General features: G+C 64.7%; 17 protein-coding genes. 9 read left to right on the forward strand and 8 right to left on the reverse strand.

All coding sequences use genetic code 11. The features are described 5' to 3' along the window. The first annotated feature begins 42 nt into the window (after window positions 1-42). From hutU to hutI, 4 genes are all read left to right on the forward strand, one after another. Complete coding sequence (gene hutU, locus ACIBJI_RS15305) at window positions 43-1,695, forward strand: urocanate hydratase (protein WP_397084566.1); 1,653 nt, start codon at window positions 43-45, stop codon at window positions 1,693-1,695. Further along, on the forward strand, window positions 1,692-2,891 hold the full coding sequence (locus tag ACIBJI_RS15310; RefSeq protein ID WP_364354946.1) for an allantoate amidohydrolase: 1,200 nt from the start codon (window positions 1,692-1,694) through the stop codon (window positions 2,889-2,891). The genes hutU and ACIBJI_RS15310 overlap by 4 nt, the downstream gene beginning before the upstream one ends. Window positions 2,892-2,952: 61 nt before the next feature. Beyond that, entirely contained in the window at window positions 2,953-4,257 is a 1,305-nt protein-coding gene (locus ACIBJI_RS15315) for a formimidoylglutamate deiminase (protein ID WP_364354949.1), read from the forward strand. 50 nt (window positions 4,258-4,307) lie between these two features. Then, the gene (gene hutI / locus ACIBJI_RS15320; RefSeq protein WP_364354952.1) at window positions 4,308-5,477 is read left to right on the forward strand and encodes an imidazolonepropionase; all 1,170 of its coding nucleotides are present in this window, start codon (window positions 4,308-4,310) and stop codon (window positions 5,475-5,477) included. Between the two features lie 11 nt (window positions 5,478-5,488). Here the strand turns inward: hutI and ACIBJI_RS15325 are convergent, their stop codons facing one another. Further along, entirely contained in the window at window positions 5,489-6,139 is a 651-nt protein-coding gene (locus tag ACIBJI_RS15325; protein WP_364354955.1) for a TetR/AcrR family transcriptional regulator, read from the reverse strand. A 145-nt stretch (window positions 6,140-6,284) separates the two neighbouring features. Between ACIBJI_RS15325 and ACIBJI_RS15330 the strand changes: the two genes are divergently transcribed. Beyond that, window positions 6,285-6,974, forward strand: a complete 690-nt coding sequence (locus tag ACIBJI_RS15330) for a hemerythrin domain-containing protein (RefSeq protein ID WP_364354958.1) — start codon at window positions 6,285-6,287, stop codon at window positions 6,972-6,974. Between the two features lie 6 nt (window positions 6,975-6,980). Here the strand turns inward: ACIBJI_RS15330 and ACIBJI_RS15335 are convergent, their stop codons facing one another. The 4 genes from ACIBJI_RS15335 to ACIBJI_RS15350 form a co-directional block, all read right to left on the reverse strand. Further along, window positions 6,981-8,063 carry a PQQ-dependent sugar dehydrogenase gene (locus ACIBJI_RS15335; protein ID WP_397084570.1) on the reverse strand — a complete coding sequence of 361 codons (1,083 nt, stop codon included), beginning with the start codon at window positions 8,061-8,063 and terminating at the stop codon, window positions 6,981-6,983. Between the two features lie 179 nt (window positions 8,064-8,242). Further along, entirely contained in the window at window positions 8,243-8,611 is a 369-nt protein-coding gene (locus ACIBJI_RS15340; protein WP_364354961.1) for a DUF1304 domain-containing protein, read from the reverse strand. A 99-nt stretch (window positions 8,612-8,710) separates the two neighbouring features. Further along, entirely contained in the window at window positions 8,711-10,432 is a 1,722-nt protein-coding gene (locus tag ACIBJI_RS15345) for a protein kinase (protein WP_364354964.1), read from the reverse strand. A gap of 67 nt (window positions 10,433-10,499) precedes the next feature. Then, window positions 10,500-11,390: a bile acid:sodium symporter family protein gene (locus tag ACIBJI_RS15350; protein WP_364354967.1), complete on the reverse strand. Its 891-nt coding sequence runs from the start codon at window positions 11,388-11,390 to the stop codon at window positions 10,500-10,502. Window positions 11,391-11,559: 169 nt separating this feature from the next. Here ACIBJI_RS15350 and ACIBJI_RS15355 point away from each other — a divergent pair, with 169 nt between their 5' ends. Further along, window positions 11,560-12,099, forward strand: coding sequence for an LppP/LprE family lipoprotein (locus ACIBJI_RS15355; RefSeq protein ID WP_364354970.1), 540 nt, complete (start codon window positions 11,560-11,562; stop codon window positions 12,097-12,099). A gap of 2 nt (window positions 12,100-12,101) precedes the next feature. On the opposite strand, the gene ACIBJI_RS15360 is transcribed toward ACIBJI_RS15355, so the two are convergent. Further along, the gene (locus tag ACIBJI_RS15360; RefSeq protein WP_397084572.1) at window positions 12,102-13,610 is read right to left on the reverse strand and encodes an FAD-dependent monooxygenase; all 1,509 of its coding nucleotides are present in this window, start codon (window positions 13,608-13,610) and stop codon (window positions 12,102-12,104) included. A 73-nt stretch (window positions 13,611-13,683) separates the two neighbouring features. On the opposite strand from ACIBJI_RS15360, the gene ACIBJI_RS15365 reads away from it, so the two are divergent. Further along, window positions 13,684-14,415, forward strand: coding sequence for a TetR/AcrR family transcriptional regulator (locus ACIBJI_RS15365; protein WP_396955353.1), 732 nt, complete (start codon window positions 13,684-13,686; stop codon window positions 14,413-14,415). 1 nt (window position 14,416) lies between these two features. Here the strand turns inward: ACIBJI_RS15365 and ACIBJI_RS15370 are convergent, their stop codons facing one another. Then, entirely contained in the window at window positions 14,417-15,010 is a 594-nt protein-coding gene (locus ACIBJI_RS15370) for a dihydrofolate reductase family protein (protein WP_396955354.1), read from the reverse strand. Between the two features lie 278 nt (window positions 15,011-15,288). Here ACIBJI_RS15370 and ACIBJI_RS15375 point away from each other — a divergent pair, with 278 nt between their 5' ends. Together ACIBJI_RS15375 and ACIBJI_RS15380 are read left to right on the forward strand one after the other, a co-directional pair. Then, on the forward strand, window positions 15,289-17,313 hold the full coding sequence (locus ACIBJI_RS15375) for a CocE/NonD family hydrolase (protein WP_364354982.1): 2,025 nt from the start codon (window positions 15,289-15,291) through the stop codon (window positions 17,311-17,313). Between the two features lie 317 nt (window positions 17,314-17,630). Beyond that, window positions 17,631-21,077 carry a DNA-directed RNA polymerase subunit beta gene (locus ACIBJI_RS15380; RefSeq protein WP_396955355.1) on the forward strand — a complete coding sequence of 1,149 codons (3,447 nt, stop codon included), beginning with the start codon at window positions 17,631-17,633 and terminating at the stop codon, window positions 21,075-21,077. Here ACIBJI_RS15380 and ACIBJI_RS15385 read toward each other — a convergent pair. Next, window positions 21,066-21,986: an LLM class F420-dependent oxidoreductase gene (locus ACIBJI_RS15385; RefSeq protein ID WP_364343834.1), complete on the reverse strand. Its 921-nt coding sequence runs from the start codon at window positions 21,984-21,986 to the stop codon at window positions 21,066-21,068. The two genes, ACIBJI_RS15380 and ACIBJI_RS15385, sit on opposite strands and share 12 nt — an antisense overlap. Between the last annotated feature and the right edge of the window lie 27 nt (window positions 21,987-22,013).

The following is a 22,013-nucleotide window of genomic DNA, read 5'->3' on the forward strand; positions in this document are numbered from 1 at the left end:
CTGCGGGACGGATCGGCAATTCGTTGATATGGAGGCAATCCGATGACACGGACAGTGCGCGCGGCGCGCGGCACGCAACTGACGGCCAAGAACTGGCAGACCGAGGGCGCCCTGCGGATGCTGCAGAACAATCTCGATCCCGACGTGGCGGAGCGGCCGCAGGACCTGGTGGTATACGGCGGCACCGGTAAGGCGGCGCGGAACTGGGCCAGCTTCGATGCAATCACCCGCACCCTCACCACGCTCGAGGCCGACGAGACCCTGCTGGTCCAGTCGGGTAAGCCCGTGGGCGTATTCCGGACGCACGAATGGGCGCCGCGGGTGCTGATCGCCAATTCGAATCTGGTCGGGGACTGGGCGACCTGGCCGGAGTTCCGCAGACTGGAATCGCTCGGCCTCACCATGTACGGGCAGATGACCGCGGGTTCGTGGATCTACATCGGCACCCAGGGCATTCTGCAGGGCACCTACGAGACCTTCGCCGCCGTGGCGGATAAGCGTTTCGGTGGCACCCTGGCCGGAACCGTCACGCTCACAGCAGGATTGGGCGGCATGGGCGGTGCGCAGCCGTTGGCGGTAACCATGAACGGCGGTGTCGCCCTGGTCGTCGAATGCGATCCGGCGCGCGCCGAGCGGCGCGTGCACGACCGCTATCTCGACGAGATCGCCACCGATTTCGATGATGCGGTGCGTCGGGTGTCGAAGGCGCGCAAGGAACGAAAGGCGCTGTCGGTCGGTCTGATCGGCAATGCGTCCGAGGTGCTGCCCAAGCTGCTCGCGGCGGGTGTCGAGATCGATATCGTCACCGACCAGACCTCGGCGCACGACCCCCTCGCGTACCTGCCGCGCGGTGTCGCAGTCGAGGACTGGGCCAATTACGCCGCGAAGAAGCCCGACGAATTCACCGATCGCGCCCGCGAATCCATGGCCGAGCACGTCGATGCGATGCTCGGGTTCCTCGATCGTGGTGCCGAGGTCTTCGACTATGGCAATTCGCTGCGAGGTGAGGCGAAACTCGGTGGCTGCGAACGGGCCTTCGACTTCCCGGGTTTCGTGCCCGCCTACATTCGACCCTTGTTCTGCGAGGGCAAGGGGCCGTTCCGCTGGGCCGCGCTGTCCGGTGATCCGGCGGATATCGCCGCGACCGACCGCGCCATGCTGGAACTGTTCCCGGAGCACGAATCCCTGCACCGCTGGATCAGCATGGCCGGGGAACGCGTTGCCTACCAAGGACTTCCGGCCCGCATCTGCTGGCTCGGCTACGGTGAGCGACACCTGGCCGGACTCCGCTTCAACGAGATGGTGGCCAACGGTGATTTGCGGGCCCCGGTGGTGATCGGTCGTGACCACCTCGACTCCGGCAGTGTCGCCTCGCCGTATCGCGAAACCGAGGCCATGGCCGATGGATCCGATGCCATTGCCGACTGGCCGCTGCTCAATGCGCTGGTCAACACCGCTTCGGGCGCGAGCTGGGTTTCGATTCACCACGGCGGCGGGGTGGGCATGGGGCGGTCCATTCACGCCGGACAGGTCTGTGTCGCCGATGGAACCGCGTTGGCCGGGCAAAAGATCGAGCGCGTGCTCACCAATGACCCTGGTATGGGCGTCATTCGGCATGTGGATGCCGGGTACGAGCGGGCCAGCGCGGTCGCCGAGGAACGTGGCGTACGAATCCCCATGCAGGAGAACAAGTGACGGCGAATGGCCTGCTCGCCGAAATCGCGGATGTGGGCCGCGACGCACGGCGCGGCGGATACTCGCGGCACGCCTTCGATCGTGCCGAACTGGAATTGCGGGATTGGTTCATCGAGCAGGCGGCCCGGCGCGGTCTGGATGTAACGACGGATCGCAACGGAAATGTCTGGGCGTGGTGGGGGAGCCCGGGGGCCGGTGCGGTGGTCACGGGGAGTCATCTGGACTCGGTGCCTGGTGGGGGCGCGTTCGATGGCCCGCTCGGAGTGACGAGCGCGCTCGCGGCAGTGGATATCTTGCGCGCGGAGGGTTTCACTCCTGTGAAGCCGCTCGCACTATTGGTGTTCGCGGAGGAGGAGGGTGGACGTTTCGGGGTGCCATGCCTGGGGTCGAGGTTGCTCACCGGTGCCATCGACGCCGACCGGGCGCGCGGACTACGCGACGCCGCTGGGATCACCTTTGCGGAGGCCGCGGCCAAAGCGGGGCAGGATCCGGATCGATTCGGCGCGGATCCCGAAGCGCTCGCCAGTATCGGCTGCTTCGTCGAATTGCATGTCGAACAGGGACGCGGACTGATCGACTTGGACAGCCCGGTCGCGACCGGCAGCAGCATCATCGCGCACGGGCGCTACCGGTTCTCCTTCACCGGGCAGGGAAATCATGCGGGTGCGACCCGCATGTCCGACCGTCACGATCCGATGCTGCCCGCGGCCGCTGTGATCGCGGCCGCGCGCCGGGTTGCCGCGGCCACCGAGGATGCCAGGGCTACGGTCGGCAAGCTGATGCCCACACCGGGCGGCACGAATGTCATTGCCTCGACCGTGGATCTGTGGCTGGACGCGCGCGTCGCCGGAGACGGCCGCACCGCCGCGCTGGTCGAGGATATCGCCGGATTCGCACGCGAGGCGGCGGCCACCGAGGGCTGCGAGATCACTGTTACCGAGGAATCCTATTCGGACGATGTCGTTTTCGACGAGACACTGCGAGGCCGAATGGACGCAGTACTGGGAGGTGTACCCGCTCTACCGACCGGCGCGGGGCACGATGCGGGGATCCTGGCGGCCCATGTGCCCTCCGGCATGCTCTACGTGCGCAATCCGACCGGTATCAGCCATGCGCCGCAGGAGTATTCCGAACCCGCGGATGTGGACTTCGGCGCAGCGAGCCTGGCTCGCGTGCTCGAGGATTTGGCGAAATGAGCACGCGGGTTCAGGCGTCAGATCTGTGTCATCGGAATCCGATGCATGGGAGCGCGGCCGAATGAGCGTCTATTGGGCCGAATACGCCTGGCTGCCAGATGGTTTGGCCGAACGGGTGACGATCGATGTCACCGGATCGACGATCCGCTCAGTGGCCCGGGGAACCGAGCCGAATGGAAACGTATTGCGCGGCTTGACTGTTCCCGGTTTCGCGAATGCGCACTCACACGCCTTCCATCGCGCCTTGCGCGGACGCACCCACCATGCCCGAGGCTCGTTCTGGACCTGGCGGGAACGGATGTATGCCGTCGCCGATCGGCTGGATCCTGACTCCTACTACCGGCTCGCACGCGCGGTATACGCGGAGATGGTGCTCGCCGGATACACCAGCGTCGGCGAATTCCACTATCTGCATCACGCACCCGGCGGCGTAACCTACGCCGATCCGAATGCGATGAGCGCGGCGCTGGCCGCAGCGGCACGGGATGCGGGAATTCGGCTCACCCTGCTCGATACCTGTTATCTCAGTGGCGGATTCGGTCAACCGCCGAACGAACACCAGCTTCGCTTCAGCGACGGTGATGCGGCGACCTGGGCCGAGCGCGCCGCCGCGTTCAAACCGGAGTCGGAGCTGGTGCGCACCGGTGTCGCCGCACATTCGGTGCGCGCGGTACCGCTGCAGGCGCTGGCGGTGGTCGCCCAACAGGCAGATGGTCGGCCGGTGCACGTCCACCTCTCGGAACAACCGGGCGAGAACCGCGATTGCCTTGCTGCACATGGGCTTACGCCGACCGCTCTATTGGCTCGAAGCGGGTTGCTCGGTCCGGACACGGTAGCCGTGCATGCCACACATATGAGACCCGCCGATATCCAGATGCTGGCGGACGCGCGGTCGAGGGCTTGCTTCTGCCCGACCACCGAACGCGATCTCGGCGACGGCATCGGCCCGGCCCGCGAACTTCTCGACACTGGAGTCCGGCTGTGCCTCGGCACTGATAGTCACGCGAGCGTCGACGGTTTCGAAGAGTGGCGTGCACTGGAGTTGAACGAACGCCTCGCATCCCGCACTCGTGGACGATTCGAGATCGCGGAGTTGTTCAGTGCGGCAACCGATCACGCATCGATCGGCTGGCCCGAAGTGGGCCGCATCGAAGCGGGTGCCGCTGCCGATCTGGTCACCGTAGATCTCGACTCGATCCGGACCGCGGGCACCGCACCCACGGCCGCATTGTTCGCGGCCTCGGCCGCGGATATCCGCGCGGTGCTGATCGCCGGGCGGCAGGTGGTCTCGGAGGGTCGCCATTTGCTGGTGGAGGACCCCGAAATCATTCTGCGAGACGAGATTCGGGCCTTGTGCCCACCTTGACAGCTTGCGGCAACGACGAGACCAGAATCTCCACCGACAGAAAGGGCACCGTGTCGACCCTCATCACTGGAATCGGTGAGCTGACTACCAACGCACCGGACGGCCCGCTGCACGATGCCGCGGTGGTGCTCGATGGTGAACGCTTCGCTTGGATCGGCCCGGCGAGCTCCGCACCGGCCGCCGATTATCGTGTCGATATCGGCGGCCGCGCCGCGCTGCCCGGCTGGGTCGACAGTCACACCCACCTGGTCTTCGCCGGTGATCGCACCGCCGAATTCGAGGCCAGAATGGCTGGCCAGCCCTACCGTGCCGGTGGTATCGCGACGACCGTCGCCGCCACCAGAAGCGCCTCCGACGAACAGCTTTCAGCCAACCTGAGCCGCCATGTCGCGGAGGCCTACCGCCAGGGCACGACCTGCCTGGAGACCAAAACCGGATACGGCCTGAGCGTGCCCGACGAGGCACGTTCGGCCCGAATCGCCGCCGCCATCGCCGACGAGGTGACCTACCTGGGCGCACACCTGGTCCCGCCCGGTACCGACGCCGAAACCTACGTCGACCTCGTCTGCGGCGATATGCTCGACGCGGTCGCACCGCATGTGCGCTGGGCCGATGTCTTCTGCGAGACAGGCGCTTTCGACGAAGCTCAGTCCGATCGCGTCCTGCGCGCCGCCGCCGCACGCGGACTCGGGTTGCGCGTACACGGCAATCAATTGGGCGCCGGCCCCGGCGTGCAACTGGCGGTCCGTCACGGCGCAGCGAGCGTGGACCACTGCACCCACCTCACCGAAGCCGATATCGATGCCCTCGCCGCCTCGGACACCGTCGCCACCGTCCTGCCTGCCTGCGATTTGTCCACCCGACAGCCTCTTGCTCCGGCCCGCGCACTGCTCGACGCGGGCGCGATCGTAGCCCTGGCTACCAATGCCAATCCGGGCAGCTCCTACACCACGTCGATGGCCTACTGCGTGGCAACGTCGGTACTCCAAATGGGCCTCTCGATCGCCGAAGCGGTGTACGCGGCAACGGCCGCGGGTGCGAAAGCGTTGCGCCGCAACGATGTGGGGGTCATCGAGGTCGGTACGCGCGCCGATCTCCAGGTACTCGACGCTCCCTCGGTAACCCATTTGGCGTACCGCCCAGGCGTCCCACTGACGCTTGCCGTTTGGCGCTTGGGGCAACGCATTCCGACGACCGAATGGCCGAGTGCCACCGGGTGACCGGCCGCGGCCTATGAGTTTTCGAGCGAGTGGAGGGCGGCATTCACGAGAGTCATTGCGGTGCGGGCACATACATCGACGGCCACGTCGGGTTCCAGTGCGCGTACATCGATCAGCACGATGAACGCCTCCCAGCCCACCACGAGCGCAATACTCGACACGAGATCGTCGAATTGCGGCTGGGGCATGCGGTCACGCAATGGTTCGAGCGCCCATTCGATCCAACGCACCCGACGATGCCCGGGCGGCGGTGCGTCCTGCGCGGGCGGGTCGACGGTGAGCTTCACCAGCCGCCGCCCCATCGGTAGCAGCTCGGTGATCTGCGCACCCATCGCCCGCGCCAATTCGCCGATGCGTACGCGCGGGTCGTCGGAACGGATATTCGTCAGCGCCTCATCGGTGTTCGCGCTGAGCAGGCTCATGGTGGCATCGAGCATCAACTGGTCGAGAGTTGGGAAATGCAGGTAGACAGTGCGTCTGGATACGTCCGCGGCGGCGGCGATGTCATTGACCGAGGGTTCTATGCCGCGGTTCAGCAATGTCATGGAGGCGTCGACGATGGCTTTGCGGGTGCGTCGGCGCTGGGCGACGCGGCCCGATGTGAGCTGGGCGGTTTCCTCGACCTGGCTGGTCTCGCTGACCTGGGCGCGGTGCTCGGTCATTCCTGCTTGTCCTCCGAGTGCCATCTTGACAGTGCTGCCTCGGCCAAAACTATACTAAGTTGCACTTATTGCACAGGAGTGCATTTAGTATCGGGAGGAACTAAATGACTATCGGGGATGTTCGATCTGCGCTGGAGCAGGAGTTATGAGCCGCCGGGTTGTCGAGGACCCGGGCTGTCGAACCCACGACATGGTGCTCGTGCACCGCGTGTTCCGTCGCGAATTCCGTTTGCTGGCAGACATTGTCGAGGCCACCTCGCCCACGGATGCCGAACAGGTGACGCGAGTGAGTGCACATGCACGTGAGATGCTTGCCGCGCTGCATCGTCAGCACCGCAATGAGGACGAACTGGTATGGCCGAAACTGCTTTCGGCGGAACTGGATTCGACGGTGCTCGATCTCATGCAAACCCAGCACGAACAGATCGATGCGATCATGCGGCGTCTCGATGCCGAACTGTCCGAATGGGAACATCAGGGCGGTGCGGAAACGACCGACCTGCTGGCCGAAGGGCTGCGCCGACTACACGAGGCCCTCACCGAACATCTTCGCCTGGAAGAAGATACGGCACTGCCGATAGTGGCGGCGACCTTGACCGCATCGGAGTGGGCCGAGCTCGGTAAGCGCGGTATGGCGTCGTTCTCGAAAGGGCGGGCCCTGGTATTCCTCGGTCATATCGCCGAGGAGGCCGATGAGCGCGAATGGTCGGAATTCCTGCGAGAAGTCCCGGTTCCCGTCCGGCTGCTGTATCGAGTGTTCGGCCGCCGTGGCCACGCACGGGAGACCGCACTGCTGCGTCGCGATCTGCGCTCGGTCGGAAAGGTTGTCAGATAGTCGAATTCAGCGCGCCGGGAAGCGGATGATCCGATCATCACCGGCACGGACGTCGCCGCGGCCGTCCGTGTTGGAGGTGGTCAGCCACAGTGCGCCGTCCGGGGCTATTGCCACCGTGCGCAGGCGGCCCAGGTCGGGCAGCCAGGACTGCGGTGTGCCCAGCGTGCCGTCGCGCAGTGGAACCGTCCACAATCGTTCGCCGCGCAGCGCCGCCACATAGAGGGTGTCGCCGGATATGGCGATGCCGGACGGCGATGCCTCCGAAGGTTTCCAAATGACTTGCGGGTCAGTGAATCCCCGCTCCGTGCCGCCCATACCTTCGACGATCGGCCAGCCGTAGTTGTGGCCCGGCTCGATCGGATTGATCTCGTCGAACGCGTCCTGACCGAACTCCGCGGCGAAGAGTCTGCCTGAACGATCCCAGGCCAGACCTTGCACATTGCGGTGCCCCAGGCTGTAAACCGGCGAACCGGGCGTTGGATTGCCCGGTGCCGCAGCGCCATCGGGCGTCAGCCGCAAGATCTTGCCATTGGGGCTCGCCGGATCCTGAGATCTATTGCCCTGCGCCGCATCTCCGGTACCGATATACAACATGCCGTCGGGCCCGAATGCGATCCGTCCGCCATTGTGGTTCCCGGCCTTGGCGATACCGGCGAAGATGACTTCCGGTTGCCCATCGAGCCGGAACCGCACGATCCGATTATCGTCGGCAGCGGTGAAATACGCATAGACATACCGTGTTTCGGCATAATCCGCCGCCACGGCCAGCCCCAACAGACCACCCTCGCCCCGCGCGACCACCCCGGGAACCTCGTACACCTTCTCGGCCGGGCGGCCGGGCACCACCCGCAGAATTCGGCCGGTATCCCGCTCTGCGACCAGGACATCACCGTCGGGCAGGAAGGCAAGCCCCCACGGCACATCGATATCGCGCACGATCTCCTGCCCCGCCGCCAGATCCGGCACACCCGACGGCGTACTTGGTGCGGTGCTCGTGACGACGCTCGCTTCGGAACCGGAATCGCCGCCGCATCCGGTAACCGCGCCCACCATCAGCACGGCGATCACGATCCCGATGAATCTCCGCATGCGTATCCCTCCGATTGATCATTCGGCGGTGCTATCTCGATCGTGCCCGCTCGCACGCCTACCCGCCACGGCATCAGGACTAGTGTCGACGGCGCTATCCACCATGTGAGTCGCGAAGCTGTCCTGGACCACGGCCATCGGGCGAGCTCGCGCGCATCGGCCGGTTCGGCAAGCGTTGGTTAGCTGCTGCCCGCCACTAGGACGGCGACCAGGGCGATCGCGCCGGGCAGCGCCTGAACGATCAGGATCCGACGGTTCGCGGTCGCAGCACCGTAGATTCCGGCGACGACAACACATGCGGTGAAGAAGATCATCGCGGCGAATCCGACCGGGTCCGAGGCGATGATGCCCCAGATCAGACCGGCCGCCAGGAAGCCGTTGTAGAGGCCCTGGTTGGCGGCCAAAACCTTGGTCTGCTCGGCGAATTCGACGGTGCTGCCGAAGGACGCGCGCACTCGCGGCGTGGTCCACAGGAACATCTCCATGACCAAGATATAGATGTGCAGCAACGCCACCAGGCCGACCAGCACTTCGGCTACTATGCGCATTCGATTGATCCCTTCACGCGGATTCGGCTCGTTGTCGGTCCACAGGATGGACGATGGGCGTCGAGTGCGTAGGAAGGCGCGCCCGATGAATCTCGCGCGCTAATTCTTGTGCAGAGTGCCGGTGACGTCGCCGAGCACACCACTGAAACCGCCGCTGAAGCTGTAGGTGACCGAACCGTCCGGCTGCAGGATTACCTTCGATGTCGACCCTTCATCCATGCACCCGCTCGCACCGCCGCTGAGCCGTGCCACGAAGGTGAGCTGGGTATCGGTCGCATTCGTCAGACGTTCGGCGCGTTCACAACGGTTGTGCGATGCCTGGCCGGTATTGGCCGAGGAGGCGAGCTCCTCGCCGACTTTCCCGTCGTGAATGGTCAATTCGACATCGAAGGTGGCGAGCGCATCCCTTGCGGTGCCGGTCCACTTGCCGACGAACGCTTCGGGTATCACGGAGTCCGTTGCCGCTGCCGAGGTGCTCGTCTCGGAGGTCTGCGTCATCGAGGTGGTCGTGCGCGGGACGGTGGTTGCCACCGCCGAAGTGCTCACCGTCGCCGCGGAATCGGAGGACTTGTCGGTCAGCTGCGTGCCGATGAGGAATGCGCCGCCCGCGACGATGAGACACACCACCAAAGCCGCGACGATCAATGCGCTCCGGCGTGACCGACTCTTCGGCGCAGGCTGCGCGTGGTAGTAGGCAGGTTGCGGCCCCGACCGATCCTGCGCAGGCGGATAGGGCGCATAACCATGACTCGAATTAGCTTGTGGCCCAGGAGGTCCGGATTGCCATGCGGTATTTCCGGGCTGCCAAGCCACCGCATCGGTCCCAGTCCGCGACAGCGCATGGGGCGCTGCGTGCGGCCCCGAATTCGATTGCGGCATCGGCCGCGAAATCGTCGGCGCCGACCGCGACGGATCCGGCCCGACCGCCTCGACCGGCCCGGATTCCAGATCGAGCAGCGCAACCGCCCGTCGACTCACCTCTTCGAGCACCGGCGCGGGCAGCCAGCCGACACGTTCCGGAACCTCGAGTTCGGCCAGCTGATCGAGTAACTGCTGCGGAGTCGGCCGCGCTGTCACATCCTTGTTCAGACAGGCAGCGATGAGCGGCCGCAGCCGGTCCGGCACCGCCGCGAGGCGCGGCTCCTCGTACACCACCCGATACAGCATCTGCACCGTCTCGCCGGAGCCGAACGGTCCCTGCCCGGTTGCCGCGTAAACGAGCACGCCGCCGAGTGCGAAGACATCACCCTCGGGCCCCATGGTCGGTCCGACCACCTGCTCCGGACACATGAAGCCCGGTGAGCCGATGACACTTCCGGTGGTCGTCAGTGCGCTGTCCTCGGCGGCGCGTGCGATGCCGAAGTCGATCACCTTCGGACCGTCCACGGCGAGCAGCACATTGGACGGTTTCAGATCGCGATGCACAATCCCGGCGTCGTGCACGGCGATCAAGGCCTCCGCCAGACCGTGCGCGAGCACCAGCAGCGTGTTCTCGTTGAATGTGCCGAACTGCTCGACCGCATCGGTCAACGAGAATCCGGCCACATAGCCGGTCGCCAGCCACGGCGGCGTCGAATCCACATCCGCGTCGAGCACCGGCGCGGTGTACTTCCCGCCGACCCGCCGCGCTGCGGTGACCTCGCGGCGGAACCGCTCCCGGAACTCGTTGCCGATCAGATCCGGCCGTATCACTTTCACCGCGACCGTGCGGCCACCCGCGCTGCGCCCGAGGTACACCCGGCCCATACCGCCCGCACCGAGCAGGCCGAGTAGCCGGTAGTCCCCGATCCGCGTGGGATCGTCTGTGCCGAGCGGTCGCATCGCGAACTGAGGTCCTCTCACCTGACGTCGAACACGCAAAGGCTACCCATCGACGCGCTCGGCCGCCCTAGCCGGTGGCGGCCGGAACCGGTGTGGGAGCCGCGCGGCGCAGCTGCCGCGCCAACAAGTATGCGGCGATGGCGGCCGGAACATTCATCAGCACCCCGTAGACCGCGGGCGGCACCGCCATCTGCGAATTGTGCAGCACGCTCGAGGCGACCGCGATGGCCAACGCGCCGTTGTGGATGCCGATCTCCATCGCCGAGGCGATCGCCTGATCGGTCTCCACCCGGAACAAGCGCGGCACGGTGTACCCGATGACGAAGCTCAACGTCGACAGCAACAGACTGAGCGTGGCGAGCTTGCCGATATTCTCGGTCAGCGTGTCGAACTCGCGCCCCACCGCCGCCACGACGACCAACAGCAGCACCACTGCCGAGACGATCTTGACGTTCTTGCGCATCCGCTCGGCCCAGTCGGTGAACCGGCGATGCACCCACATCCCCACCGCGACCGGGACCAGCACGATCGCGAACACTTGGGCGAACTTATCCGGCCGCAGCCCGATCGCGGCGTCATCGTCCATGAACAGCGTGAACGACAGCGTGACCACAAGCGGCAGGGTGAAGACGGCGAGAATCGAATTGATTGCGGTCAGCGTGATATTCAGGGCCACATTGCCACCGGCGATATGGCTGAACAGATTCGCCGACGGCCCGCCCGGTGAGGCGACCAGTAACATCACCCCGACGGCCAGCGCACCCTCGAGTCGGAACAGATAGACCAGACCCAGGCAGATCGTGGGCAGCAGGATCATCTGGCATACCAGCGCGACCACCGCCGCCTTGGGATACCGCAGCACCCTGGCGAAATCGTCGACGGTCAAGGTCAACCCGAGTCCGAACATAACCAGCGCCAGGGCCAGCGGTAGGAACACGGCGAAAATCGTTGAACCCATTCAGATCTCCTCATCAGGACTCGGACGGTTATCGACGTTATCGACTCACCGTCCCCGTGGCGACCCCACCTGTGGGAGACCGGCCGCGGCGATCGCCGGATTCGACGATGCGATGATGGTGTGCGCAGCGCGATCGAGATATTCGTCCGACCTGAAGGGCTTCCCCTCGATGCAGACTTATCGGCTCGTTTTGCTCGGCCTCGGTATCGCACTGACCTGTGTGACCGGATGCGGCTCGGGTGATAACGATGACCGGATAACCGATTTCGCCCCGACCACTACGGTGGCGACCACGTCACCTGCGGCGAAATGTGGGGTCGATCTGACCGCGCCGGTGATCAGTTCGGCCATCGCGACGTTGCCCGTCGATCCGCTCACCAAGGTGCCGTGGTCCACCGATCCGGCCGGATTCGAGGGCACCTTCGATCCGTGCGTCACGCTATCGGCCGTCATCATCACCGTCGAGGGCGCGACCGGTAGTTCACCGAATCAGGTGCTGCTGTTCCACAAGGGCGAATTCGTCGGTACCGGCACGCGGGACAGTCTCGGGTTCACTTCGCTGGATCCGGGGCGCACGACCGATGACACCGTCGGTGTGATCTACAAGACGCCGGGTAGTTGCAATGCCTGCCCGGACGGCACGTTGACGCCGGTCCAATTCCATTGGGATGGAAAGCAAGTCCAGACGATCGGGACGCCACCGAAATAACATCATCGCAGTATGCGATCCAGGGCGGTGTGCAGCTCGGCGGGCGGATCAGGCGGCAGGCTCGGCATGCGCCAGGCAATGATCTGATCGGGGCGCACGAGCAGCGCGCCGGCAGGGGATATGCCGACGGTTTCGGGCCAATCCTGGTCGAGCTCATGGATTTCCAACGCTGGATCGGCTTTCCATGCGGTGCCTGCTGGACCGACCAGCAGGGCAAAGGACGTCTTGATGAGGTCGAGTGTGGAGCGACCGTCGGGAAGCCGGCGATGAGGCAGTCGAGTGCCGGGTTGGCCGGTGAGATCCAGATGCGTCATGGTGTGCGTGCTGCCGTCGTCGATGAACGCACCCGCACGGTAGCGATTCCCGAGGATCAGCGCGATCGGATCGGCGAGTGGTGTGGCGTCGGTGGATTCGCGATTCATGCTGCGCAGGTCGGCGGTTCGGATGCTCGACTGGTCGGCGATATACCAGCCGACCGGGCGACGTTCGGCGTGGTAGGTGTCCAGTAATGTCGGATCGGCCTCGTCGCGGAGTACAGCCGCCAACTTCCAGGCGAGATTATGCACATCCTCGATGCCGGTATTCGCGCCCGCGGCGGCGAAGGGCGGCATGACGTGTGCGGCGTCACCGGCCAGGAAAACGCGGCCCACACGGTATCGCTCGGCGACGAACATTCCTGGCTCCCAGGGCAATACGCTGACCAGCTCGATCGGAATATCGGGAACGCCGATGGCCGTTCGCAAGACGCTCGGCCATTCATCCGTGGGACGGTCAACTCCCTCGGTGGTGGTGAATATCCAGCGCTGTGACCCGTCGACCGAGGCGAAAGCTCCTGGTGCGTCGGCATTCTCGATCTGACAGAGGTTGAATTCGCGGCCGCGCACCAGCCCGGCGAGATCGGCGCGGAAGTACACATTGACGGCTCGGCCGAGCGTGCCACGCCCATCGCGCGGAATACCCAGCCGCTCGCGGATCGGACTCGACGCGCCGTCGGCGGCGATCAGGTAGTCCGCTCGCAGTCGCTCGACCGTGCCATCGGCGGCGCGGATCGTGGCGGTGATGCCATCGGTCTCGTCGACGAAGTCGGCGAGCTCGACGCCGAATCGCACATCGCAGCCGCGGGCCACGGCAATGCGCCGCAGCACCGGCTCCAGCAGGTCCTGGGCACACAGGCAGGCGGTGGCCGGGGTGATGGTCGACCAGTCCGGCACCCCGCCGGGCAGCGTGAAGGGGATTCGTTCGGCCTGCGCGAGCGTCGGACCGGCCGCGAATTGCTGGTACTCGGCGAGGTCGCGGGCCGCGTCCAGCACCTCCTCGGCAATGCCGAGCTGGCCGAACAGTTCCATGGTCCGGATATTGACGCGCCGGGCCTTGGGTTGCGGTGAGGTGCTCGGTCTGCGTTCGACCAGCACCGTTGCTACGCCATGCCGACGCAGGAACAGCGCGGCCGACAGTCCGACCAATCCGCCACCGGCAATTAGAACACGAGGTGCGTGTACTTTGTACATCATGTGTACGTTGTACACGAATGGTTGAATGCCTGGCAAGGAGGTGGCAGTGGGCGAGCGCCAGCGAGGTGGAGGCATGAGTGAGGATTCGTCGCCGCCCGGACCGTTGATCTGGTCGCTCCCGGAACCGCCGGGCCGACCGACCACGACGCTGAGCCGGGCGAGCATCCTGCGTGCGGCATTGACCGTGGCTGATGCCGAGGGTGCGCGGGCGCTGACCATGCGGCGGATCGCCACGGCGGTCGGTGCGTCCACGCCGATGTCGCTGTATCGCTATGTCGGCAGCAAGGACGGTCTGGTCGACCTGATGATCGACGCCGTCTACGGCGAGATTCCGCTGCCCGCAACGCCTTCGGGGCATTGGCGCACCGCACTCGAAGAGCTTTCGCTGGCCACCTGGTCGGTGATCCAGCGCCACCTCTGGTTCGGTGAACTCGTGCATACCAGACCGCCGCTCGGGCCGAATGCGCTGCGCTACTTCGACTTCCGTTTCGCCCTCTTGGAGCCCCTCGATATCGCCGCCGACGATATGACGCTGATCACCGCGGCCGTCGACGGCCACCTCATCGGCGCCGCCCTGCAACTCGCCGAAGAGAACCGCATGCGGGCCCGCGCCGGACTGCACACCGACGACGAACTGGCCGCCGCCGCGCGACCGATGCTGGCGCCGATCCTCGCCGACGGTCGCTACCCGGCCTTCGCACGCTGGATCGCCGCGCGCACCACCACCACCGGCGTCGACCCCGTCGAGTGGACGCTGACCAGCCTGCTCGACGGCATCACGGATCGTCTCCGACTGCCGAGATAACTCAGTTCGCGGCATCGATCGGGACGTAGCGCGTGAGGATGTTGTCGGAGTCCTCGAAGGTTCGGGTTTCCACCCGTCGCAGGGCCGGATGGTCGCCGATGAAGATCGGGGTGCCCGCGCCGAGCGTGGTCGCCCCGATCACCAGATGCAATTCATCCACCAGGCCGTGGATCAGCAGGTCGTTCCACAGGATTCGGCTGGCGAAGACGACGATATCGCCGCCCGGCTGTCGCTTCAGCTGAGCGATCGCCTCGTAGACATCGGAGCGGGCGACGATGCGGGTGTTGTTCGCCCAGGCGTGGTCCGCTGGTGGAAGTTCCGCGTGGTCGGAGACCACGACCTTGTCGATGGCGTTGTAGCGCTTGGAGAATTCGCGATTGGTGGTCGAGGACGTCGGATCGTGCTCGACATTCGGCCAGAAGCCGCTGAACATCCCGTAGGACGTGCCGCCGAGCAGGACGGTATCGGCATTCCGGATGTGCTCGAGGTTGGTGCGGTCGAAAGATTCGTCCATCGGCAGGGCCATGACATTGCCGCCCGGGCCTTCGAAGTAGCCGTCCAGCGACATGATGTTGACGACGATGAGCTTGCGCATTTCGATCCTTCCGGTTCATCACGCCTCGGTGGCGCATACCCGTGGGTCGGAGCGCGGCTCGGTGCTTCGACATAGATCGGTCACGGTTCGATAACGCCTCAGAATGGGTCCAGCGAGTCTGCGGGATATCCGACGAACCGAACGGACCGAACCTAGCGGGATATTCGCCAATGGGTTGCTATGGTCGTCGCGCGTCGATCGGACGACCTTGTCTGCATGCTGCGTACCAATCGAGAGGGGATCACGAGTTGTCGGGGCATGGAGTGGCACCTGCGCTTATGCGTTGGGTTCGACTGGCGACCGTTGTCGCCGCCGTTGTGGCACTTGCTTCGAGTGCTGGTGGCTCCGCGACCGCCGAGCAAAGCGTCGACAGCACCCTCGGTGAGCGATGGACCGCTATGCACGACGGCCCGCAGGAGTACCCCGATGTCCATATCGACTGGGATGTCCCGATTCGCATGAGTGACGGCGTCATACTCAAGGCGAATGTGTATCGGCCCGTCGATGCGGCGAACACGGTGGTCGACAAGCCGTTGCCGACGATCGTGAATCTCACGCCCTACACCAAACTCATTAGCAATCTGGTGGATTCGGCCTTCGCCGCGCCCGGGCTGCGGCCTTTCACCATGGATATGGTCCGGCGCCTCAATCTGTCCGGCACGCCGATCAGCGGATTCGGCGAGCTGATGCACGCACTCGACGGCGGCATGATCCAAACCGTGCTCGGCATCGACCGCAATCTCATCCGCAGCGGCTACACGTTGGTGGTCGCGGACGTCCGTGGTACCGGCTTCTCCCAGGGCGCCTGGAACACCCTCGGCAAGCGTGAACAATTGGACACCCTCGAGGTGATCGATTGGGCGGCCGAGCAGCCGTGGTCCAACGGCACGGTCGGTATGAGTGGCGGCTCCTATGCCGGTATCAATCAACTGCGGGCGGCCGAAAACGCCCCTGCCGCACTGAAAGCCATCTTCCCGGTGGAGGCGGGCAGCGATCTCATGCGTGATGTCGTCGCGCCCGGCGGCGGCATCGGCACGACCTTCCTGCCGCTGTGGTTGAACAATGTGAACCAGACGAAGCTGATTCCCGATGTGCAGGCGATGCTCAACGGCACCTTCGATTGGAAATGGCTCCAGTCCAGGGTGGCCGATCCGACAACCAATTCCGATCTGCTCGCCCAGGCGCTGCTCACCCCGTCGCTGGACCGGGTGCCGACGGCACTTGCCGCGGCACTCGACGACAACAGTGAATTCCGGCAGGGGATCCTGGGGCATCCGGAGCGAATTACGGTGCCCACCTTCATGTATGGCGGCTGGCATGACATCTTCGCCAATAGCGCGTCCAAACTTTACAACGTCATCCCACTGCCACAGGCGAAGAAGCAGTTACTGATCGGCGATACCTACCATGCGAATCCGGGTGCCGGTACCGGTGCGCCCGGCGCGCCGCCGCGGTTGGATGTGCTGCAGCGGGTGTGGTTCGACAAGTGGCTCAAGGGCATCGACAACGGCATCGGCGACTTCGGGCCGATCACGCTGTGGGAGCAGGGTTCGGGCTGGAAGACCTTGGGGCAGTTCCCGGAACGCGACGTCACACATCACCGTGTCTACCTGTCCTCGGCGTCGAGCGATACCGCCGAGCACGCGGTGCACGACGGGTCACTGGCCTCGACGAAGCCGAACGAGCGCGTCGCCCTGCAGGTCGCGCCCGGGATGACCACGGCATGCTCACGCGATACCGCGCAGGGCTCCGCCGGTTTAGCCGCGCCATTCGATATCTGCGCCAAGGATTCCCGTATTGCCGAGGGCAACGGGCTGACCTTCACCAGTGCGGAGATGAGTGAGCCGACCGTGATCTCCGGGCCGATCAATGTGCACCTCAATGCGGTTCACGATGCGAGGGACGGCTATTGGGACGTCACCGTCAACGATGTCGCGCCCGACGGCACATCGACCGTATTGACCACCGGCCAGCTCACCGCGTCACTGCGCGCGGTGGACGAGTCGCGGAGCGTGCGTTCGGCGAGCGGCGATTACACCGCCCCGTACAACCCGATCACCCTGGAGAGCATGCTGCCCGTCGTGCCGGGAAACCCCGTGACGCTGGATATCGCGGTCATCCCGACACAGGCCCTCTTGCTGCCCGGCCACCGGCTGCGGGTGGATGTGTTCGCCGGAAACGCGCCGAAGGCATTGGCATTTCGGCCGATGCTCAACGCCACCGAACTCAAGCCGCAATATCTGCAGCTCGATCCGGATGCGCCGAGCTTCGTCAATCTGCCCACGAACCGGCCCATCCCCTGAAATGTGGCGAAAAGCTTGACTCAGCCGGGAGCGGCGAGTTATTCTATAAATGGGAAGCAATTCAGCGTGGGTTCGACGTAGCCCAAAAACAGTGGTTCCTATTCTGATTCCGCACTCGACATTCCATGAGTGTGAGTGTAATTTTGGACGTTGCGCTGGTTGCCTCCTGTCCACCTCACGAACCAATCGTTGTAAACATCATCCGCTGTGGTGATGTTTCCTTCGTGGTGCGCGAGTTTCGTTCGGGTGCGTGGCCGGGGCGAAATTCGTCAGTAGACAAGCGATGTTCGCGCATTGCGTGAGGGGAAGGACGCACCTTGTCAGAATCGAGTCGGACGGTCGGTGCACCGAAGCGGATTTCCTTCGCCAGGATCCGGGAGCCGCTGGAGGTCCCCGGCCTGCTCGACGTGCAGACCGATTCGTTTGCCTGGTTGATCGGCGGCCCGGAATGGGAGACCCGCGCCGCCGAGCTCGGCGTGGGTGATTCGACGGGCGGACTGCAGGAGGTGCTCGAGGAGCTTTCGCCGATCGAGGACTTCTCCGGGTCGATGTCGCTTTCTTTCTCTGATCCTCGTTTCGAGGAGGTCAAGGCCTCCATCGACGAGTGCAAAGACAAGGACATGACCTACGCGGCGCCGTTGTTCGTGACCGCAGAGTTCATCAACAACAACACCGGTGAGATCAAGAGCCAGACGGTCTTCATGGGTGATTTCCCGATGATGACCGATAAGGGCACGTTCATCATCAACGGCACCGAGCGCGTCGTCGTTTCGCAGCTGGTGCGTTCGCCGGGTGTGTACTTCGATCACAGCGTCGACAAGGGCACCGAGAAGGATCTGCACAGTGTGCGGGTGATTCCGTCGCGTGGCGCTTGGCTGGAGTTCGATGTCGACAAGCGCGACACCGTCGGTGTGCGTATCGACCGCAAGCGTCGTCAGCCCGTGACGGTTTTCCTCAAGGCGCTCGGCTGGAGTTCCGAGCAGATCACGCAGCGCTTCGGTTTCTCCGAGGTCATGATGTCGACCCTGGAGAAGGACCATACGGTCGGTACTGACGACGCCTTGCTCGATATCTACCGCAAGCTGCGTCCGGGTGAGCCGCCGACCAAGGAGTCCGCACAAGCGCTCCTGGAGAACCTGTTCTTCAAAGAGAAGCGCTACGACCTGGCGCGCGTCGGTCGCTACAAGATGAACAAGAAACTCGGCATCAGCGCCACCACGGATCAGGTGCTGACCGAGGAGGATCTCATCGCGATCATCGAGTATCTGGTCCGGTTGCACGCGGGCGAAAGGACCATGACGGCGCCCGGCGGTGTCGAAGTTCCGGTTGAGGTCGATGACATCGACCATTTCGGTAACCGTCGCCTGCGCAGGGTCGGCGAGTTGATCCAGAACCAGCTCCGGGTCGGCATGTCGCGGATCGAGCGTGTGGTCCGCGAGCGGATGACCACCCAGGACGTCGAGGCCATCACGCCGCAGACGCTGATCAATATCCGTCCGGTCACCGCGGCGATCAGGGAGTTCTTTGGAACTTCGCAGCTGTCGGTGTTCATGGACCAGAACAACCCGCTGTCGGGCCTGACCAATAAGCGTCGGCTCTCGGCGCTGGGCCCGGGTGGTCTGTCGCGTGAACGCGCCAGCCTCGAACTGCGGGATGTGCACCACAGTCACTACGGCCGGATGTGCCCGATCGAGACCCCCGAAGGCCCGAATATCGGCCTGATCGGCTACCTGTCGGTGTACGCGCGGGTCAATCCGTTCGGCTTCATCGAGACGCCGTACCGCAAGGTGGTCGACGGCAGGGTCACCGATGAGGTCGTGTACCTCAGCGCGGACGAGGAGGAACGGTATGTGCGTGCGCAGGCCAATTCGCTGATCGATGCGGACGGATACCTGGTGGAGGACAAGATCCTGGCCCGCCGCCTCGGCGAGGAGGTCGAATCTGTTCCCGCCGACGAGGTCGACTATATGGATGTCTCGCCGCGCCAGATGGTTTCGGTCGCGACCGCGATGATTCCGTTCCTCGAGCACGACGACGCCAACCGAGCGCTCATGGGTGCGAACATGCAGCGCCAGGCCGTGCCGCTGATCCGTTCCGAATCCCCGATCGTGGGTACCGGTATGGAGTTTCGTGCCGCTCTCGATTCGGGCGATATGGTCGTCAACGCGAAAGCCGGTGTGGTCGAGGAGGTTTCGGGCGACTTCATCACCGTCATGGCCGACGACGGCACCCGCAAGAGCTACCGGTTACGCAAATTCGCCCGCTCCAACCAAGGCAATTGCGTCAATCAACGCCCGATCGTGGACGAGGGGCAGCGGGTCGAGTCCGGACAGGTGCTCGCCGACGGTCCCTGCACCGAGAACGGTGAGATGGCCCTGGGCAAGAATCTGCTCGTGGCGATCATGCCGTGGGAGGGGCACAACTACGAGGACGCGATCATCCTGTCGCAGCGCATCGTCGAACAGGATGTGCTCACCTCGATCCACATCGAGGAGCACGAAGTCGATGCCCGCGATACCAAACTCGGAGCCGAGGAGATCACCCGCGATATCCCGAATGTCTCCGACGAGGTGCTCGCTGATCTGGACGACCGCGGGATCATCCGCGTCGGCGCGGAGGTGCGACATGGCGACGTCCTGGTCGGCAAGGTCACTCCCAAGGGTGAGACCGAGCTGACACCGGAGGAGCGATTGCTGCGGGCGATCTTCGGTGAGAAGGCGCGCGAAGTGCGCGACACTTCGCTGAAGGTTCCTCATGGTCAATCGGGCAAAGTTATTGGTATTCGGGTGTTTTCGCGCGAGGACGACGATGATCTGCCGCCCGGCGTCAATGAACTCGTGCGCGTATATGTGGCGCAGAAGCGCAAGATCCAGGACGGTGACAAGCTGGCCGGTCGCCACGGCAACAAGGGTGTCATCGGCAAGATCCTCGCGACCGAGGACATGCCGTTCATGCCGGACGGCACCCCGGTGGACATCATCCTGAACAGTCACGGTGTGCCGCGTCGTATGAACATCGGCCAGATCTTGGAGACCCACCTCGGCTGGATCGGCAAGGCGGGCTGGCAGATTCAGGGCACACCCGATTGGGCCAGCTCGTTGCCGGCGGATATGCGCGCCGCGCCCGCCGACAGCAATCTCGCCACCCCGGTGTTCGACGGGGCCCGAGAGGAAGAGCTCAGCGGGCTGCTCGGCGCTACCCTGCCCAACCGCGACGGCGAGGTGATGGTGGGCGCGGATGGCAAGGCGACGTTGTTCGACGGACGTTCCGGTGAGCCCTTCCCGTACCCGGTGGCCGTCGGCTACATGTACATCCTGAAGCTGCACCACCTGGTCGACGACAAGATCCACGCCCGTTCGACCGGTCCGTACTCGATGATCACCCAGCAGCCGCTCGGTGGTAAGGCGCAGTTCGGTGGTCAGCGCTTCGGTGAGATGGAGTGCTGGGCCATGCAGGCCTACGGCGCCGCCTACACGCTGCAGGAGCTGCTCACCATCAAATCCGACGATATCGCGGGCCGGGTCAAGGTGTACGAGGCGATCGTCAAGGGCGAGAACATTCCGGAGCCGGGCATTCCGGAGTCGTTCAAGGTGCTCCTCAAGGAGCTCCAGTCGCTGTGCCTCAACGTCGAGGTACTGTCCTCCGACGGCGCCGCCATCGAAATGGGCAGCGCCGACGAGGACGATATCGATCGGGCAGCGGCGAATCTGGGCATCAACCTGTCCCGCAACGAATCCGCCACCGTGGACGATCTACAGCTGTGACATCACCTGGGCCGCAATGAGTTCCAGGTGCGCGAGATCGTCGAGATCGAGGATCTGGAGATAGAGACGGGTAGCGCCGATTTCGGCATAGCGGGCGATCTTGTCGACGACTTCGGCAGGGGAGCCCGCGAGCCCGTTGGTCTTCAGTTCCTCGACCTCACGGCCGATGGCGGCGGCCCGGCGCGCCACCTCGGCATCGGAGGCGCCTACACAGGCCACCAGGGCATTGGAGTAGATCAGATCGTCGGGGCGGCGGCCGCGAGCCTGCGCGGCGGCGCGCACGCGGTCGAATTGACGGGCACTGTCCTCGAGCGAGGCGAAAGGCATATTGAATTCGGTCGCGTATGTGGCGGCTAGGCGCGGGGTGCGCTTCGCACCGTGCCCGCCGATCAGCACCGGCACCGGATTTTGCACCGGCTTCGGCAGGGCGGGGGAGTCCGTGATCGCGTAATGCGCACCGTCGAAGGTGAACTTATCGCCGAGCTTGGTTGCCCACAGGCCGGTGATGATCGCCAGCTGCTCCTCGAACCGGGTGAACTTGTCCTGCGGGAACGGGATTCCGTAGGCGGCATGTTCCTCGGCGAACCAGCCGCTGCCCAGTCCGAACTCGACCCGGCCGCCGGACATCTGGTCCACCTGGGCGACCTGGATGGCCAGCGGTCCGGGCAGTCGGAAGGTGGCGGCCGTCACCAGGGTGCCGAGCCGGATGCGCTTGGTCTCCCTGGCCAGCCCGGCCAGCGTGATCCAGGCATCGGTCGGACCGGGCACGCCATCGATGCCGCCCATGGCCAGATAGTGGTCGGAGCGGAAGAACGCGTCGAAACCCAGATCCTCGGTGGCTTTGGCGACGGTGAGCAGCATGTCGTAGCTCGCACCCTGCTGCGGTTCGGTGAAGATGCGTAGATCCATGCCGACCATGGTGCCCGAAATTGATCT

Source organism: Nocardia sp. NPDC050408, from assembly GCF_044458905.1.
Classification (GTDB): Bacteria; Actinomycetota; Actinomycetes; order Mycobacteriales; family Mycobacteriaceae; genus Nocardia.

Coding starts and splice junctions, on each gene's coding strand:
- ACIBJI_RS15335 (WP_397084570.1), bottom strand. CDS start 8,063: ATGCGGAGATTCATCGGGATCGTGATCGCCGTGCTGATGGTGGGCGCG.
- ACIBJI_RS15360 (WP_397084572.1), bottom strand. CDS start 13,610: ATGATGTACAAAGTACACGCACCTCGTGTTCTAATTGCCGGTGGCGGA.
- ACIBJI_RS15340 (WP_364354961.1), bottom strand. CDS start 8,611: ATGCGCATAGTAGCCGAAGTGCTGGTCGGCCTGGTGGCGTTGCTGCAC.
- ACIBJI_RS15375 (WP_364354982.1), top strand. CDS start 15,289: ATGCGTTGGGTTCGACTGGCGACCGTTGTCGCCGCCGTTGTGGCACTT.
- ACIBJI_RS15345 (WP_364354964.1), bottom strand. CDS start 10,432: ATGCGACCGCTCGGCACAGACGATCCCACGCGGATCGGGGACTACCGG.
- ACIBJI_RS15385 (WP_364343834.1), bottom strand. CDS start 21,986: ATGGATCTACGCATCTTCACCGAACCGCAGCAGGGTGCGAGCTACGAC.
- ACIBJI_RS15330 (WP_364354958.1), top strand. CDS start 6,285: ATGAGCCGCCGGGTTGTCGAGGACCCGGGCTGTCGAACCCACGACATG.
- ACIBJI_RS15355 (WP_364354970.1), top strand. CDS start 11,560: ATGCAGACTTATCGGCTCGTTTTGCTCGGCCTCGGTATCGCACTGACC.
- ACIBJI_RS15325 (WP_364354955.1), bottom strand. CDS start 6,139: ATGACCGAGCACCGCGCCCAGGTCAGCGAGACCAGCCAGGTCGAGGAA.
- ACIBJI_RS15370 (WP_396955354.1), bottom strand. CDS start 15,010: ATGCGCAAGCTCATCGTCGTCAACATCATGTCGCTGGACGGCTACTTC.
- ACIBJI_RS15350 (WP_364354967.1), bottom strand. CDS start 11,390: ATGGGTTCAACGATTTTCGCCGTGTTCCTACCGCTGGCCCTGGCGCTG.
- ACIBJI_RS15315 (WP_364354949.1), top strand. CDS start 2,953: ATGAGCGTCTATTGGGCCGAATACGCCTGGCTGCCAGATGGTTTGGCC.
- ACIBJI_RS15365 (WP_396955353.1), top strand. CDS start 13,684: ATGAGTGAGGATTCGTCGCCGCCCGGACCGTTGATCTGGTCGCTCCCG.
- hutU (WP_397084566.1), top strand. CDS start 43: ATGACACGGACAGTGCGCGCGGCGCGCGGCACGCAACTGACGGCCAAG.